The sequence below is a fragment of the Rhodococcus sp. SORGH_AS_0301 genome (assembly GCF_030818285.1).
GTDB lineage: Bacteria > Actinomycetota > Actinomycetes > Mycobacteriales > Mycobacteriaceae > Rhodococcoides.
The window spans coordinates 1,639,022-1,651,110 of sequence record NZ_JAUTAC010000002.1 but is presented as its reverse complement, the minus strand read 5'-3'; the positions used below and the strand labels follow the sequence as shown (position 1 = coordinate 1,651,110).

The window sequence follows — 12,089 nt, the reverse complement described above, 5'->3', positions numbered from 1 at the left end:
CCTGGGCACCGTCCTCTCGACTCCCGAACGGAGCGTCTGTTGTACGTAGTCGTCATGGGGTGTGGCCGCGTCGGCTCCGCCCTCGCGGGTGCACTCACCCGCATCGGCCACGAGGTCGCGGTCATCGACCGCGATCCCACCGCGTTCCACCGGCTCGGTCCCAACTTCACCGGACGTCAGGTGATCGGCATGGGGTTCGACCGGGACGTGCTCGTCGAGGCGGGCATCGAGAAGGCAGACGCACTGGCCGCGGTGTCCTCGGGCGACAACTCCAACATCATCTCCGCGCGTGTCGCCCGCGAGACGTTCGGTGTCGAGCGCGTCGTCGCGCGCATCTACGACGCCAAGCGCGCCGCGGTGTACGAACGCCTCGGCATCCCCACGGTGGCCACGGTGCCGTGGACGACGGATCGATTCCTGCACACGCTGATCCACGACAACGAGCTCACCAAGTGGCGCGATCCGTCGGGCAGCGTCGCGGTGGCCCGCCTCGACATCGGCGAGGGATGGGTGGGCAAGGGCGTGACCGCGCTCGAGAGTGCGACCAAGTCCCGAGTGGCCTTCATCATCCGCTTCGGTGCCGGACTCCTGCCCGACCGCAAGACGGTGATCCAGGCCGACGACGAGGTGTGGATCGCGGCGGTCGACGGCATGGTCGCCGAGGCCGTGGCGCTCGCGAGCAACCCTCCGCCCGAGGACTGACGGCTCCTGCCTCACCTCGTGTCCGTCCCCGCACCAGACCTGTCACTCGAAGGATCCGTCATGAGAGTCGCCATCGCCGGAGCGGGAGCCGTGGGCCGTTCGATCGCCCGCGAGCTCCTCAGGTCCGACCATCACGTCCTGCTGATCGAACGCAAGGCCGACCACGTCGACCCGGCATCGGTCGAGGCGGCCGAGTGGATCCACGCGGACGCCTGCGAGCTGGCCACCCTCGAGGGCGCCGGCATCGAGTCGTACGACGTGGTCATCGCCGCCACGGGCGACGACAAGGCCAACCTGGTCCTGAGCCTGCTGGCGAAGACCGAGTTCGGCGTCGACCGAGTGGTCGCCCGCGTCAACGACCCGCGCAACGAGTGGCTCTTCGACGCGTCGTGGGGAGTCGACGTCGCCGTGTCGACACCGCGCATGCTGGCCTCGCTCGTCGAGGAGGCGGTCTCGGTGGGAGATCTGGTGCGCCTGATGACGTTGCGCCAGGGCAAGGCGAACCTCGTGGAGATCACGTTGCCGGCGAACACACCGCTGGCGGGCAAGCCGGTGCGCCGCATCACGCTTCCTCGCGACGTCGCGCTGGTCACCATCCTGCGCGGTGGCCGCGTCATCGTCCCGGAGAAGGACGACCCGCTCGAGGGCGGCGACGAACTGCTGTTCGTCACCACCGTCGACGTCGAGGACGAACTCCGCGAGGTGCTGGGACTCTCCCAGCGTTGACGGACAGGACCGACCGACAGCCGTCAGGGCTCGATGCGGTCCGCGTCCACGACCTCGGTGGTCTCGCTCTCCCGGTGCGTCGCTGCGGCCACGACAGCGTCGGCCCGTCGCACGGCCCAGAACGTGACGGCGAACGCGACCGCCGCGAGCGGCCAGCCCATCGCGATGCGGGCGACCGCGAGCCACCCGGTCTGGTCGGAGTCGTAGAGCTGCGATTGCACGACGTACCGCGCGACGAACACGAGAACCCAGGCGAACGTCGCGATGTCGTACGCGCGGACGGCGGCCCGATGCTCGCGCCAGGCCTTGCCGGTGCCGTTGAGGTAGCCCCACACGATGCCGACGAGCGGCCGACGAGCGAGGATCGAGACGAGGAACACCCCGCCGTACGCGAGCGAGGTGTAGATCCCGAACAGGAAGTAGCCCTTGGCGTCTCCGGTGCGGTAGGCGATGAACGCGCACACCGCCACGCCGAAGAATCCCGACACGGCCGGCTGGATCGGATCCCGCTTCACGAGGCGCCATACCAGGATCGCCACGGCCAGACCGAGGGCGGCCCAGATGGCCGCGGTGAGACCGGCGAGGGAATTGACCGGAACGAAGACCAGCACGGGCAGGGTGGAGAACACCAGTCCGCTGACCCCACCGAGCTGGGACAGGATCGTCTCGGGAGGCGCGTCCTCGGTGGGCTGACTGTTCGGTGACTCGCTCATGCAGTTCAGGGTGCCAGACGATGCGGCTCCCGAAGAACTAGTCCTCGGTGCGCAGCTCGTAGTACGGGTTGTAGATGACCTTGCGGCCCTCGCGCTCCCCCACGCGACCACGGACCAGCAACTGCGTGCCGGACTCGATGCCGGCGATCTTGCGTCGGCCGATCCAGATCAGTGAGATGGTGTCGGTGCCGTCGAAGAACTCGGCCTCGACGATGGCGTTGGCGGCCTTGCTGCACGTCTCGACGCTGCGGAGCCGTCCGACCATGGTGACCTCGTCACCGCGAGTGCAATCGCATGCTCGTTGGGCGCCGGACGCCTTCGACGTCGACTCCAACTCCTCGGCATCGAGTTGATCGATGTCCTCGGTCAACTTCCGGGCCATGCGGCGGAAGTATCCTGCGGCAGCGGGTGCCATGAGTGCTCCTGGAGCGGTTCGCGCGGGCCTTCCGCGGCGGATGTTCTGCTTCTGTCAGCGCCACTGTAGACCTTTCCGAGCACGCCTCACCACACCCGGCCGGTCGGGTCGGTGAACGCCACGAGAAGATGCGGACACCATGGAGACAACCACCGTCGTACTGCTGCCCGGCACCGGCTCCGACGCGTCGTTCGTCGAGGGGGCCTTCGGTGATGTCGTGGCGGATCTCGGCTGGTCGCTGCGGGTGATCGAGCCCGAACCCGCCGACGTCGTCGGGGGCTACGTGCGGGCGCTCGACCACGTACGAGGCGCCGTTCGAGGGGACCTGATCGTGGGCGGTGTCTCACTCGGCGCGGCGGTCGCGGCGCGGTGGGCGCTCGACCGTCGGGGCGCCGCGCAGGGCGCCGTCCTCGCGATGCCGGCGTGGACCGGATCTCCGGGCGACTCCCCCGCTGCGGTCGGTGCCGCCGCGACGGCGGCGACGCTGCGGGCCCACGGCCTCGATGCGTCGGTGGCGGCGATGGCGCAGTCGAGTCCGCGGTGGCTCGCCGAGGCGCTGACGCGGTCGTGGCGAGCACAGTGGCCGCTGCTGCCGACGGCGCTGGACGACGCCGCCCGGTACGTGGCACCCACCCTCGACGACCTGCGATCCCTCGCGGTGCCGGTCGGCGTGGTGGCAGCGATCGACGACCCGGTGCATCCGCTCGGTGTCGCGCAGGACTGGTGCGCGGCTCTTCCCACGGCGCACCTCGACACCTTCGCGCTCGACGTCCTCGCCGCGTCCCCGGGCGAGCTCGGCAGGCTGGGCGTCACCGCGTTCCGGCGTGCGACGGGCGGGTCCTAGTCGAGCTGCTCTCGCCGAGAACTCAGTCGAGCTGCTGCATCGCCGAACCGGAGGGCCCGCGCCGACGTTGCGCCTCGGCAGCGGCGTCCGCGTCGGGGGCCTGCTGCTGAGGTACCTGCTGCTGGGGTACCTGCTGCTGGGGTACCTGCTGCTGCACCGCCGCCCGGGCCTGCGCCTGTGCGGCAGCCATCTGCTGCTGCTGCGCGGCCGCGAGCTGCTGAGCGAGTGCCGGCGGCAGACTGATGGGCAACGGCGTCCGCACCGGGTGCGGATCCGAGCCGCGATCGACCACGGTCGCCGCCACGACGGCACGCGCCTGCTCGACCAGCGGCGATCCGGCCTCGACACTGCCTGCCGGTCCGCTCGCCACGCCGCGGATCATCCAGCGGTACCCGTCGACGCCGATGAAACGCAGATCCCCGCCGGCCGCGGAGCCCACCACCTCACGGCCCCACGGGCCGGTCTCGGTGGCCACCCGCGCGTTGTCGCGGCGCAGCGTGTCGGCCAACTCGGCGGCGACGTCACGCCACTGACCGGGCGACTTCGGAGCGGCGAAGGCCGCCACGGTGATGCGCCCGTTCGGAGTGACGATGTGGACGGCCTGGGGTGCGCCGGCCTGCGTCATCTCGACCTGCAGCTGTCCGCCGGCCGGAAGCATCAACAGCACGGACCCCAGGTCGAGCCGTCCCTCCGCGATGCTCTCGCGGTCGCCGTCCAGGTCGTCGATCGACCACGGCCCGGTGGTGTCGTCCGCCGTACCGTCCACCTCGTCGACCTCGTCCACCTCCTCGACCTCGACGTCCTGCGCGGAGTCGAGATCGGTGGCGTCGACGTCGTCGCGCCCCTTCTTCTTGCGTCCGAACATGCTCAGTTCTCCTTCTCGCTGGCGGTGACGGCATCGAGAACCGCGTGTCCGCCGCTGGAGCCGTAGCCGCCGACACCACGGGTGGTGTCGTCCAGCTCGGCCACCTCGACGAAGTCGGGCAGTTCGACCCGCTGCACCAGCAGCTGGGCGATGCGGTCCCCGCGCCGCAGTTCGATGGGGGTGCGTGGATCGTGGTTGATGAGGCAGACCATGATCTCGCCGCGATAACCGGCATCGACCGTTCCCGGCGTGTTGACCACCGACAATCCCGCTCGCGCGGCGAGGCCGGACCGGGGGTGGATCAGGCCGACGGTGCCGACCGGCAGCGCCACGGCGATACCCGTACCGACCATGGCACGCTCACCGGGTTCGATGACGACGTCGACGGTGGAACACAGGTCCACACCCGCGTCACCGGCGTGTGCACGGACGGGCAGCGGGATGTCCGGATCGAGTCGTCTGACGGCCACCGTCTCGACGGCCGGTGCCGATCCCTGGTCTCCGCGGGTCGTGCGTGTCGCCGTCTCGGCCGTCAGATCGCTCACATCGGTCGAGATTACTCGCCGATGCACCGTCGACCTCCCGCCCGTCCGACCCTCTACTCTGGAGAGGTGTCCGACGCAGCTTCGAGAGAGACCTCAGCAGATCACGCCACCCGGACGTCCGGGACGGCACACGACGGCGGGGGTGAGACGGTCGTCTACAGCGAACGGCTCCGCGTACCCGTCTGGTACTGGGTGGCCGCGATCGGCGTCGCGGCGATCCTGTCGGCCGAGGTGCACATGGGATCACCCGGCGTGATGGCCTGGCTGCCGTACGTGGTGCTGGTGCCGTTCGCGATCTGGGTGGTCTCGTACCTGGGCCGGATGCGCGTCGAGGTGACGGAGCAGAACGGCGAGCGCATGCTGCACGCCGGCAAGGCTCGGCTCCCCGCATCGGTGATCGATCGGGTGGCGGTGGTGCCGGGGACGGCGAAGAGTGCCGCCCTCGGACGCCAGCTCGACCCCTCCGCCTTCGTTCAGCATCGTTCGTGGGTCAAGCCGATGGTGTTGGTCGTCCTCGACGACGAGAACGACCCGACACCGTACTGGTTGGTGAGCACCCGGAACCCGGATGCAGTGGCTGCGGCTCTGACTCCGCAGCCACCGACCTCCTGACGGAGGTCTCCTCGGTCAGGCCGCGCAGTCGCGGCAGACCAGAACGCCGCCGTTGTCGGACGACAGCCGCGAGCGGTGATGCACCAGGAAGCAGCTCGAGCACGTGAACTCGTCGGCCTGCTTCGGCACGACACGCACGGACAGTTCCTCACCGGACAGGTCTGCGCCCGGCAGTTCGAAGGACTCCGCGGTGTCCGTCTCGTCGATGTCGACGACGGCGGACTGCGCCTCGTTGCGGCGTGCCTTCAGTTCTTCGAGGGAGTCCTCCGACACGTCGTCGGACTCGGTACGGCGTGGTGCGTCGTAATCGGTGGCCATGTTGTTCCCCTTACCTTCCTGCTGAGACCGGGTGTGCCCGGTCTCCTTCGATCGCCTTCATGGGGGATGTTCAAGACGTCGACCGCTTCTTGTTCGACGAACTCGTCCTCTGTCGGACTCACACCCTCGGATCCCGATGCAGGTCGTTCGTGTTCCTCGTCTGCTGTTCGTGGCAGAACATCGATCCGGTCGGACTTCTTCCCGACTTCCGCCGGGAGGATCTCCGTCCTTCTCGCTCACCTATTCGCAGCCGTCGTCCTGACGGATGACGGCCGGCGTGCGGGTGAGCCGACTGTGCCCGAATCCCCGTGACGGGAAACATTCGCTTGCTGCGGGCGTGCAGGCCCGAGGAGCCCGACCGGCCGTGAGTTCGATCCGCCGGGCCGCCAGACAATAGCCGACGACGAGCCGGTGTGGAAAACACCCTGCCCAGCGCGGTGTGTCGTGGCGCGAACGGCTCCCGCAGGAACCGCATCTCACCTGTTCACCCCGCCCAACGCCGTCGACCGTGCAGACGTTCCCACCCGCCGTGCGTCGCGCGTCACATGCCGGCGCGGCCCACTACAGTGAGCGAGTCACCGCCCGTGACACGACAGCGCGACACGTATCAGCAGAAGGGCACGCTCCCGTGGTCTCACTCATCACTCACGGCTCCTCGACCGACGACAAGGGGCGGCCGTACGCGCGGCGTCGGGCCTTCCCGATCCTCGTGGTGCTCGTCGTGCTCGCCCTCGCCGGTGCGGCCGTGTGGGTGAACATCCTGACCACGACCGAGACCGGCACGGACGCCGTCGCCTGCAACGCCCCCCAGCCGGCCTCCGATCCCGCCGCCCCCGCGGCCGCCGAGCCCGGCAGCGTCGTGGACGCCTCGGCGGTCACGGACACCCAGCCCGCCCCGTTGTCCGCCACCCGCGTGCGCGTGTTCAACGCGAACGGACAGGGCGGCCAGGCCGCCGAGATCGCCGCCGATCTCAGCGATTTCGGCTTCGCCAGCGCACCGGACGTGCAGGTGGGCAACGACCCGGTCTACGTCGACCAGAACATGCAGTGCATAGCTCAGATCCGGTTCGGCGCGGCCGGCGTGGCCACCGCTGGCACCGTCGCACTGGTCGCGCCGTGCGCCGAGTTCGTTCAGGACACCCGCGAGGACGACACTGTGGATCTCGCGCTGGGCACCAACTTTCGTGCGCTGGAACCGAACACCGACGGCGAGGAGGTCATCCGCTCGCTCGCGGACGTGGCTCCGGGCGCCGCGGCACCGAACCTGGACGTCGATCTGCTCGCCGCCGCGCACCGCGTCAACTGCTGACGCGGATCAGGCCTTCGCGATGGCGGCGACGCCACCGAGACGGTCGAGTACGGACAGGAACCCGTCTGCCACACCTTCCGCCACGGCGATCGTCACCTCGCCGTCGTCGCTGCGGGAGTGCGGCGACGGAGTGATCACCCGCGCACCCGCCTCCGCCGCGACCAGAGCGCCAGCCGCCCAGTCCCACGGGCTGAGCCCGTGCTCGAAGTGGGCGTCGACGCGCCCCGCCGCCACCATGCACAGATCCAGTGCCGCCGAGCCGATGCGACGAACGTCCCGCACCTCGGGGAGCAGAGCCGCGATCAGCGCGCCCTGACGGCGGCGGCGCGCCGCGTCGTACCCGAATCCCGTGGCCACCAACGTGAGTGCCACGTCGTCGATGTCGTTGACTCGCAGGCGCACCCAGTCTCCGCCCGCGTCCGAGCACCACGCGCCGCCGCCGAGCGACGCCGCGTACGTGCGATCCCCCACCACGTCCTCCACGGCGCCCGCCACCGACGCACCGTCGATCTGCGCGGCCACGGAGACCGAGTAGGCCGGGATGCCGTAGAGGAAGTTCACGGTGCCGTCGATCGGATCGAGGACCCACCGGACACCGGACGGGGCGATGTCCTCCCCGCCGCCCTCCTCGCCCAGTACCGCGTCGTCGGGACGCAGCCGGCTCAACAGGTCCCGGATGACGTGTTCGGTCTCGGTGTCGACCACCGTCACCGGATCGGTGGGCGTCGACTTCGACCGGACGGCGTCCACCGCCGCACCGCCCGCGCCGAACACCTCCGGCCGACGCCGACGTACGTGGCGTCCCGCCTCACGTGCGACGTCGACGGCGATGCGGCGCAACATCTCCGGGTCGAGCGTGCCCGTCGAGTCGTCCTGCGGCAGATCGTCATGAGGAGTCACCCGGTAATCCGAACACATCGGGCGGCGGAACGGTACGGCGCGCCACCCGCCGCGGTGCCGCGCGACCGGGAACGCCGTCAGCAACTAGGGTGACGTGCGCGCACCAGATCTCGCACGAACGCGCCGGTCGCCGACGCGTGCGTACGCCACCAGGAGGTTCTGTCATGACGAACGACCACACCGAACCCGGCCCGGTCTCCATCGCCGGGAAGACGGGCTCGCACCCCGAGGGCCGAGGCTTCGGTGTCGACGTCGGTGGCAGTGGCGTCAAGGGTGGCGTGGTCGATCTCGCCACCGGCGAACTGATCGGCGAGCGCTACAAGATCGAGACCCCGCAACCGTCGACTCCCACGGCCGTGGCCGAGACGGTCGCGGCCATCGTCGACCACTTCGAGTGGACCGGGGACGTGGGCATCACCCTCCCCTGCGTCGTCACCGGTGGCGTGGCGCGAACCGCCGCGAACGTCGACAAGGGCTGGATCGGGACCGACGCCGGCGCGCTGTTCCGCGACCATCTCGGGGGTCGTTCGGTGACCGTGCTCAACGACGCCGACGCCGCGGGCATCGCGGAGGACAAGTTCGGCGGCGGCAAGGACTCCAAGGGTGTGGTCATCCTGCTGACCTTCGGCACCGGCATCGGATCCGCGATCCTGCAGAACGGCGTCCTCCTGCCCAACACGGAGCTCGGGCACATGGAGGTGGACGGCAAGGAGGCCGAGCACCGCGCCGCGTCGTCGGTCAAGGACGACAACGGACTGTCGTACAAGGCGTGGGCCAAAGAGGTCTCGCGCGTGCTCGAGCGCATCGAGGATCTGTTCTGGCCGGACCTCTTCATCGCCGGCGGCGGCATCAGCCGCAAAGCCGAGAAGTGGATCCCCCTGCTCACCAACCGCACCCCGGTGCAACCCGCGACGCTGCGCAACGCCGCCGGAATCGTCGGCGCGGCCCTCGCCGCACAGTCCGGTGTGGCGCCCTGATTCTCGCCGAGGGCGGACACGCGCCCCTCTGACCTGCGCCGCGTCGGCTCGCCGATGCGCGATGTGACTCACACCCCACTGCCGGTGAGCCGGGAACCTCGGCGTCCTCCCGCGCGTTGGTGCTGTGCACTCGCGGCGGTCGTTACAATGGTCCACGCCCCGGTTTCACGCCGGGAAATCCACAGACCTCTCCGCCGGATCATCACTCTGGCGTGACGCCGCACGACACCGTCACGAAAGGGCGTACGTGGCAGCCATCGATATTCGTCAGACCGCGGACACCGCGCCGGCAGTAGACAGCACTCCGGCCGTCGACACCGCGTCGGCCGACGGCACCGCACCCGGCGCCGTCGGAACCGCACCCGCGAAGGCCCCGGCCAAGAAGGCGGCCCCGCGCAAGGCAGCAGCCAAGAAGGCCGCGCCGCGCAAGGCCGCAGCGAAGAAGACCGCAGCGAAGAAGGCGACGTCTCCTGCGACCGGCGACGACGCCGACGAGCCCACCGCGGACATCGAGGACATCGACGTTCCCGAGGGCGAGCTCGCAGCCGAGTCGGACGTCGTCGAGGTCGTCGCCGTCGGCGACGAGGTCGAGGACGACGCGACCACCGAACCCACGCCGGAGGACAAGGCGTCGGGCGACTTCGTGTGGGACGAGGAGGAGTCCGAGGCGCTGCGACAGGCCCGCAAGGACGCCGAACTCACCGCCTCCGCCGACTCCGTCCGCGCCTACCTCAAGCAGATCGGCAAGGTCGCCCTCCTCAACGCCGAGGAGGAGGTCGAGCTCGCCAAGCGCATCGAGGCCGGTCTCTACGCCGTCCAGCTCATGGCCGAGTCCGCCGAGAAGGGCGAGAAGCTCCCCGTGGCCCAGCGCCGCGACATGACCTGGATCTGCCGCGACGGCAACCGGGCGAAGAACCACCTGCTCGAGGCCAACCTGCGCCTCGTGGTGTCACTGGCCAAGCGCTACACAGGCCGCGGCATGGCGTTCCTGGACCTCATCCAGGAGGGCAACCTCGGTCTGATCCGCGCGGTGGAGAAGTTCGACTACACCAAGGGCTACAAGTTCTCGACGTACGCGACGTGGTGGATCCGTCAGGCCATCACCCGCGCCATGGCGGACCAGGCCCGCACCATTCGTATCCCGGTGCACATGGTCGAGGTCATCAACAAGCTCGGACGCATCCAGCGTGAGCTCCTGCAGGACCTGGGTCGTGAGCCCACTCCCGAGGAACTCGCCAAGGAGATGGACATCACGCCCGAGAAGGTGCTGGAGATCCAGCAGTACGCTCGCGAGCCGATCTCCCTCGACCAGACCATCGGCGACGAGGGCGACAGCCAGCTCGGCGACTTCATCGAGGACTCCGAGGCCGTCGTCGCCGTCGACGCGGTGTCGTTCACCCTCCTGCAGGACCAGCTCCAGTCGGTTCTCGAGACTCTCTCCGAGCGCGAGGCGGGTGTCGTGCGACTGCGTTTCGGCCTCACCGACGGCCAGCCGCGCACGCTCGACGAGATCGGCCAGGTCTACGGGGTCACGCGTGAGCGCATCCGACAGATCGAGTCGAAGACCATGTCGAAGCTGCGGCACCCGAGCCGGTCGCAGGTGCTGCGCGACTACCTCGACTGACAGTTCCGCACCTCACCCGACGGCGACGAACGTCCCGTCGTCGTCGGGCAGGTAGGGCTGCACCTCGACCACCGCGGTGAGCGGGACCGGTCCGTAGAGGTGTGGGAACAGCATCGAACTCGGATCACCGGGTACTCCCGGCTCCCACTCCAGCCGGTCCTTCAGTCGAGTGGGGTCCAACGACAGCAGCACGATGTCCCGGCGCCCGGCGAACAGCCGGTTGGCCGGGAGATGAACCTGCTGCGGCGTCGACAGATGGACGAACCCCTGCTCGGCGAGCGACGCGGGTGCCACCTCCCCCGCGGCCACACTCGCCTCCCAGTCCGCCGCCGGGCACATGTGCACCAGGATCTCGGTCATCGGCCGTCCTCTCGTGTCGGGTCCTGCAGTCGCGTCGTGTCGGCCGGCGGCGCCGGTCGTGCGCGTCGTTCCACACCGCCCAGCGCGACGGCGACGATCACACACAGGATGCCCGCGAGTTCGGCGATCGAGGGCACCTGCCTCAGCACCACGACGCCGACCACCGTCGCAGTGGTGGGCAGCAACGCGAGCAACAACGCGAACCGTGCCCGTCCGACCGTGCGCAGGACCACCTGGTCGAGCGCGTAGGGGATCACGCTCGACAACACACCCACCCCGACACCCAGCAGCCACGTGGACGGCGCGGTGAACACCGACGGATCGTCGAGTACCTGGGGCGTCAACGCGAGCGGGGCGAGGATCACCGACGCCACCGCCATGCCGACGGCGAGGGAGTCCAGCCCGTCGCCCGCCGTCGCGACCGACTTCCCGAGCACCACGTAGCCGGCCCACAGTCCGGCGGCGAGGAGTGCGAAACCGACCCCGACCAGGCCCACGTCGAATCGCGCTCCGGCCACCAGCGCGACTCCCGCGACCACCAGGACGAGTGCGAGCACGTCGCGAGCGCGCCGCGATCCGAGTGCGGCGACGAGGACAGGACCGAGGAACTCGATCGCCACGGCGGTGCCCAACGGGATGCGGGCGATCGCCTCGTAGAACGCCAGGTTCATTCCCACCGTGACGACACCGAACCCACCGGCCACCGCGATGGTGCGGGCCGTCCATCGCGTGCGCCAGGGACGACGCCAGGCCAGCAGAACGGCCGCTGCGCCTGCCGCGCGCAGCCACGCCACGGCCGCCGGCGAGATGGTGTCGAACAGATGGACGCCGATGGCGGCACCGAGATACTGCGCGAGCGCTCCGACCACGAAGACGAACGGCACCGACCACGGCGGGAACGAACGCCCCACCGACGCGAGGCCGCGCGCGTCCACATCCGTCATGGTCGAACCGTATCCACCGGTCGCGACACGGGCGCACAGGGGCGGGTGCGTTCTGCCGACAGCGAACGATGCTCGAGAGGGACGTGGTTCACCAGCATGTTTCGTGTCTGTGACAACACACGGCCATCCGCGTGGGAACAACGCACGAACCCCATACGTCTGTAAGAGTGAACGAACCGCGTCGAACCGACGTGGCGGACCGACCCCAGGACCGTGGTAGTCACGGTCAGTACGG

General features: G+C 69.6%; 15 protein-coding genes. 7 read left to right on the top strand and 8 right to left on the bottom strand.

Annotated elements, in window-relative coordinates; translation table 11 throughout:
- Positions 1 to 39 precede the first annotated feature (39 nt).
- Positions 40 to 702, top strand: a complete 663-nt coding sequence (locus QE397_RS08435) for a TrkA family potassium uptake protein (protein WP_027505189.1) — start codon at positions 40 to 42, stop codon at positions 700 to 702.
- Between the two features lie 60 nt (positions 703 to 762).
- The gene (locus QE397_RS08430; RefSeq protein WP_027505188.1) at positions 763 to 1,428 is read left to right on the top strand and encodes a TrkA family potassium uptake protein; all 666 of its coding nucleotides are present in this window, start codon (positions 763 to 765) and stop codon (positions 1,426 to 1,428) included.
- Between the two features lie 23 nt (positions 1,429 to 1,451).
- Here the strand turns inward: QE397_RS08430 and QE397_RS08425 are convergent, their stop codons facing one another.
- A complete protein-coding gene (locus QE397_RS08425) occupies positions 1,452 to 2,141 on the bottom strand; it encodes a DUF3159 domain-containing protein (RefSeq protein WP_051613201.1) in 690 nt (229 codons plus the stop codon).
- A 37-nt stretch (positions 2,142 to 2,178) separates the two neighbouring features.
- Positions 2,179 to 2,556, bottom strand: coding sequence for an OB-fold nucleic acid binding domain-containing protein (locus QE397_RS08420; protein ID WP_027505186.1), 378 nt, complete (start codon positions 2,554 to 2,556; stop codon positions 2,179 to 2,181).
- Between the two features lie 139 nt (positions 2,557 to 2,695).
- On the opposite strand from QE397_RS08420, the gene QE397_RS08415 reads away from it, so the two are divergent.
- Positions 2,696 to 3,400 carry an alpha/beta fold hydrolase gene (locus QE397_RS08415; RefSeq protein WP_261775620.1) on the top strand — a complete coding sequence of 235 codons (705 nt, stop codon included), beginning with the start codon at positions 2,696 to 2,698 and terminating at the stop codon, positions 3,398 to 3,400.
- 22 nt (positions 3,401 to 3,422) lie between these two features.
- Here QE397_RS08415 and QE397_RS08410 read toward each other — a convergent pair whose 3' ends face one another.
- On the bottom strand, positions 3,423 to 4,265 hold the full coding sequence (locus tag QE397_RS08410) for a DUF3710 domain-containing protein (protein ID WP_307092820.1): 843 nt from the start codon (positions 4,263 to 4,265) through the stop codon (positions 3,423 to 3,425).
- A gap of 2 nt (positions 4,266 to 4,267) precedes the next feature.
- On the bottom strand, positions 4,268 to 4,735 hold the full coding sequence (gene dut / locus QE397_RS08405) for a dUTP diphosphatase (RefSeq protein ID WP_307097434.1): 468 nt from the start codon (positions 4,733 to 4,735) through the stop codon (positions 4,268 to 4,270).
- Between the two features lie 141 nt (positions 4,736 to 4,876).
- On the opposite strand from dut, the gene QE397_RS08400 reads away from it, so the two are divergent.
- Complete coding sequence (locus QE397_RS08400) at positions 4,877 to 5,422, top strand: DUF3093 domain-containing protein (protein WP_307092818.1); 546 nt, start codon at positions 4,877 to 4,879, stop codon at positions 5,420 to 5,422.
- 15 nt (positions 5,423 to 5,437) lie between these two features.
- Here the strand turns inward: QE397_RS08400 and QE397_RS08395 are convergent, their stop codons facing one another.
- The gene (locus QE397_RS08395; protein WP_027505182.1) at positions 5,438 to 5,740 is read right to left on the bottom strand and encodes a DUF4193 domain-containing protein; all 303 of its coding nucleotides are present in this window, start codon (positions 5,738 to 5,740) and stop codon (positions 5,438 to 5,440) included.
- Between the two features lie 628 nt (positions 5,741 to 6,368).
- Between QE397_RS08395 and cei the strand changes: the two genes are divergently transcribed.
- On the top strand, positions 6,369 to 7,049 hold the full coding sequence (cei, locus tag QE397_RS08390) for an envelope integrity protein Cei (protein ID WP_307092816.1): 681 nt from the start codon (positions 6,369 to 6,371) through the stop codon (positions 7,047 to 7,049).
- Positions 7,050 to 7,055: 6 nt separating this feature from the next.
- Here cei and QE397_RS08385 read toward each other — a convergent pair whose 3' ends face one another.
- Positions 7,056 to 7,967 (bottom strand): inositol monophosphatase family protein, encoded by a 912-nt coding sequence (locus tag QE397_RS08385; protein WP_222637633.1) that lies wholly within the window; start codon positions 7,965 to 7,967, stop codon positions 7,056 to 7,058.
- A 146-nt stretch (positions 7,968 to 8,113) separates the two neighbouring features.
- On the opposite strand from QE397_RS08385, the gene ppgK reads away from it, so the two are divergent.
- Positions 8,114 to 8,926 (top strand): polyphosphate--glucose phosphotransferase, encoded by an 813-nt coding sequence (ppgK, locus tag QE397_RS08380; RefSeq protein WP_081821182.1) that lies wholly within the window; start codon positions 8,114 to 8,116, stop codon positions 8,924 to 8,926.
- A 247-nt stretch (positions 8,927 to 9,173) separates the two neighbouring features.
- Positions 9,174 to 10,550: an RNA polymerase sigma factor gene (locus QE397_RS08375; protein WP_056444837.1), complete on the top strand. Its 1,377-nt coding sequence runs from the start codon at positions 9,174 to 9,176 to the stop codon at positions 10,548 to 10,550.
- Between the two features lie 12 nt (positions 10,551 to 10,562).
- Here the strand turns inward: QE397_RS08375 and QE397_RS08370 are convergent, their stop codons facing one another.
- Positions 10,563 to 10,910 carry a DUF952 domain-containing protein gene (locus QE397_RS08370; RefSeq protein WP_027505177.1) on the bottom strand — a complete coding sequence of 116 codons (348 nt, stop codon included), beginning with the start codon at positions 10,908 to 10,910 and terminating at the stop codon, positions 10,563 to 10,565.
- Positions 10,907 to 11,854, bottom strand: coding sequence for a DMT family transporter (locus QE397_RS08365; protein ID WP_082544481.1), 948 nt, complete (start codon positions 11,852 to 11,854; stop codon positions 10,907 to 10,909). The genes QE397_RS08370 and QE397_RS08365 overlap by 4 nt, the downstream gene beginning before the upstream one ends.
- Positions 11,855 to 12,089 lie beyond the last annotated feature (235 nt).

Excerpts from the sequence above, each read along its gene's own strand:
- QE397_RS08385 (WP_222637633.1), bottom strand. The coding sequence starts at position 7,967 with ATGTGTTCGGATTACCGGGTGACTCCTCATGACGATCTGCCGCAGGAC.
- QE397_RS08410 (WP_307092820.1), bottom strand. The coding sequence starts at position 4,265 with ATGTTCGGACGCAAGAAGAAGGGGCGCGACGACGTCGACGCCACCGAT.
- QE397_RS08370 (WP_027505177.1), bottom strand. The coding sequence starts at position 10,910 with ATGACCGAGATCCTGGTGCACATGTGCCCGGCGGCGGACTGGGAGGCG.
- QE397_RS08415 (WP_261775620.1), top strand. The coding sequence starts at position 2,696 with ATGGAGACAACCACCGTCGTACTGCTGCCCGGCACCGGCTCCGACGCG.
- QE397_RS08365 (WP_082544481.1), bottom strand. The coding sequence starts at position 11,854 with ATGACGGATGTGGACGCGCGCGGCCTCGCGTCGGTGGGGCGTTCGTTC.
- QE397_RS08395 (WP_027505182.1), bottom strand. The coding sequence starts at position 5,740 with ATGGCCACCGATTACGACGCACCACGCCGTACCGAGTCCGACGACGTG.
- ppgK (WP_081821182.1), top strand. The coding sequence starts at position 8,114 with ATGACGAACGACCACACCGAACCCGGCCCGGTCTCCATCGCCGGGAAG.
- QE397_RS08425 (WP_051613201.1), bottom strand. The coding sequence starts at position 2,141 with ATGAGCGAGTCACCGAACAGTCAGCCCACCGAGGACGCGCCTCCCGAG.
- QE397_RS08420 (WP_027505186.1), bottom strand. The coding sequence starts at position 2,556 with ATGGCACCCGCTGCCGCAGGATACTTCCGCCGCATGGCCCGGAAGTTG.
- QE397_RS08430 (WP_027505188.1), top strand. The coding sequence starts at position 763 with ATGAGAGTCGCCATCGCCGGAGCGGGAGCCGTGGGCCGTTCGATCGCC.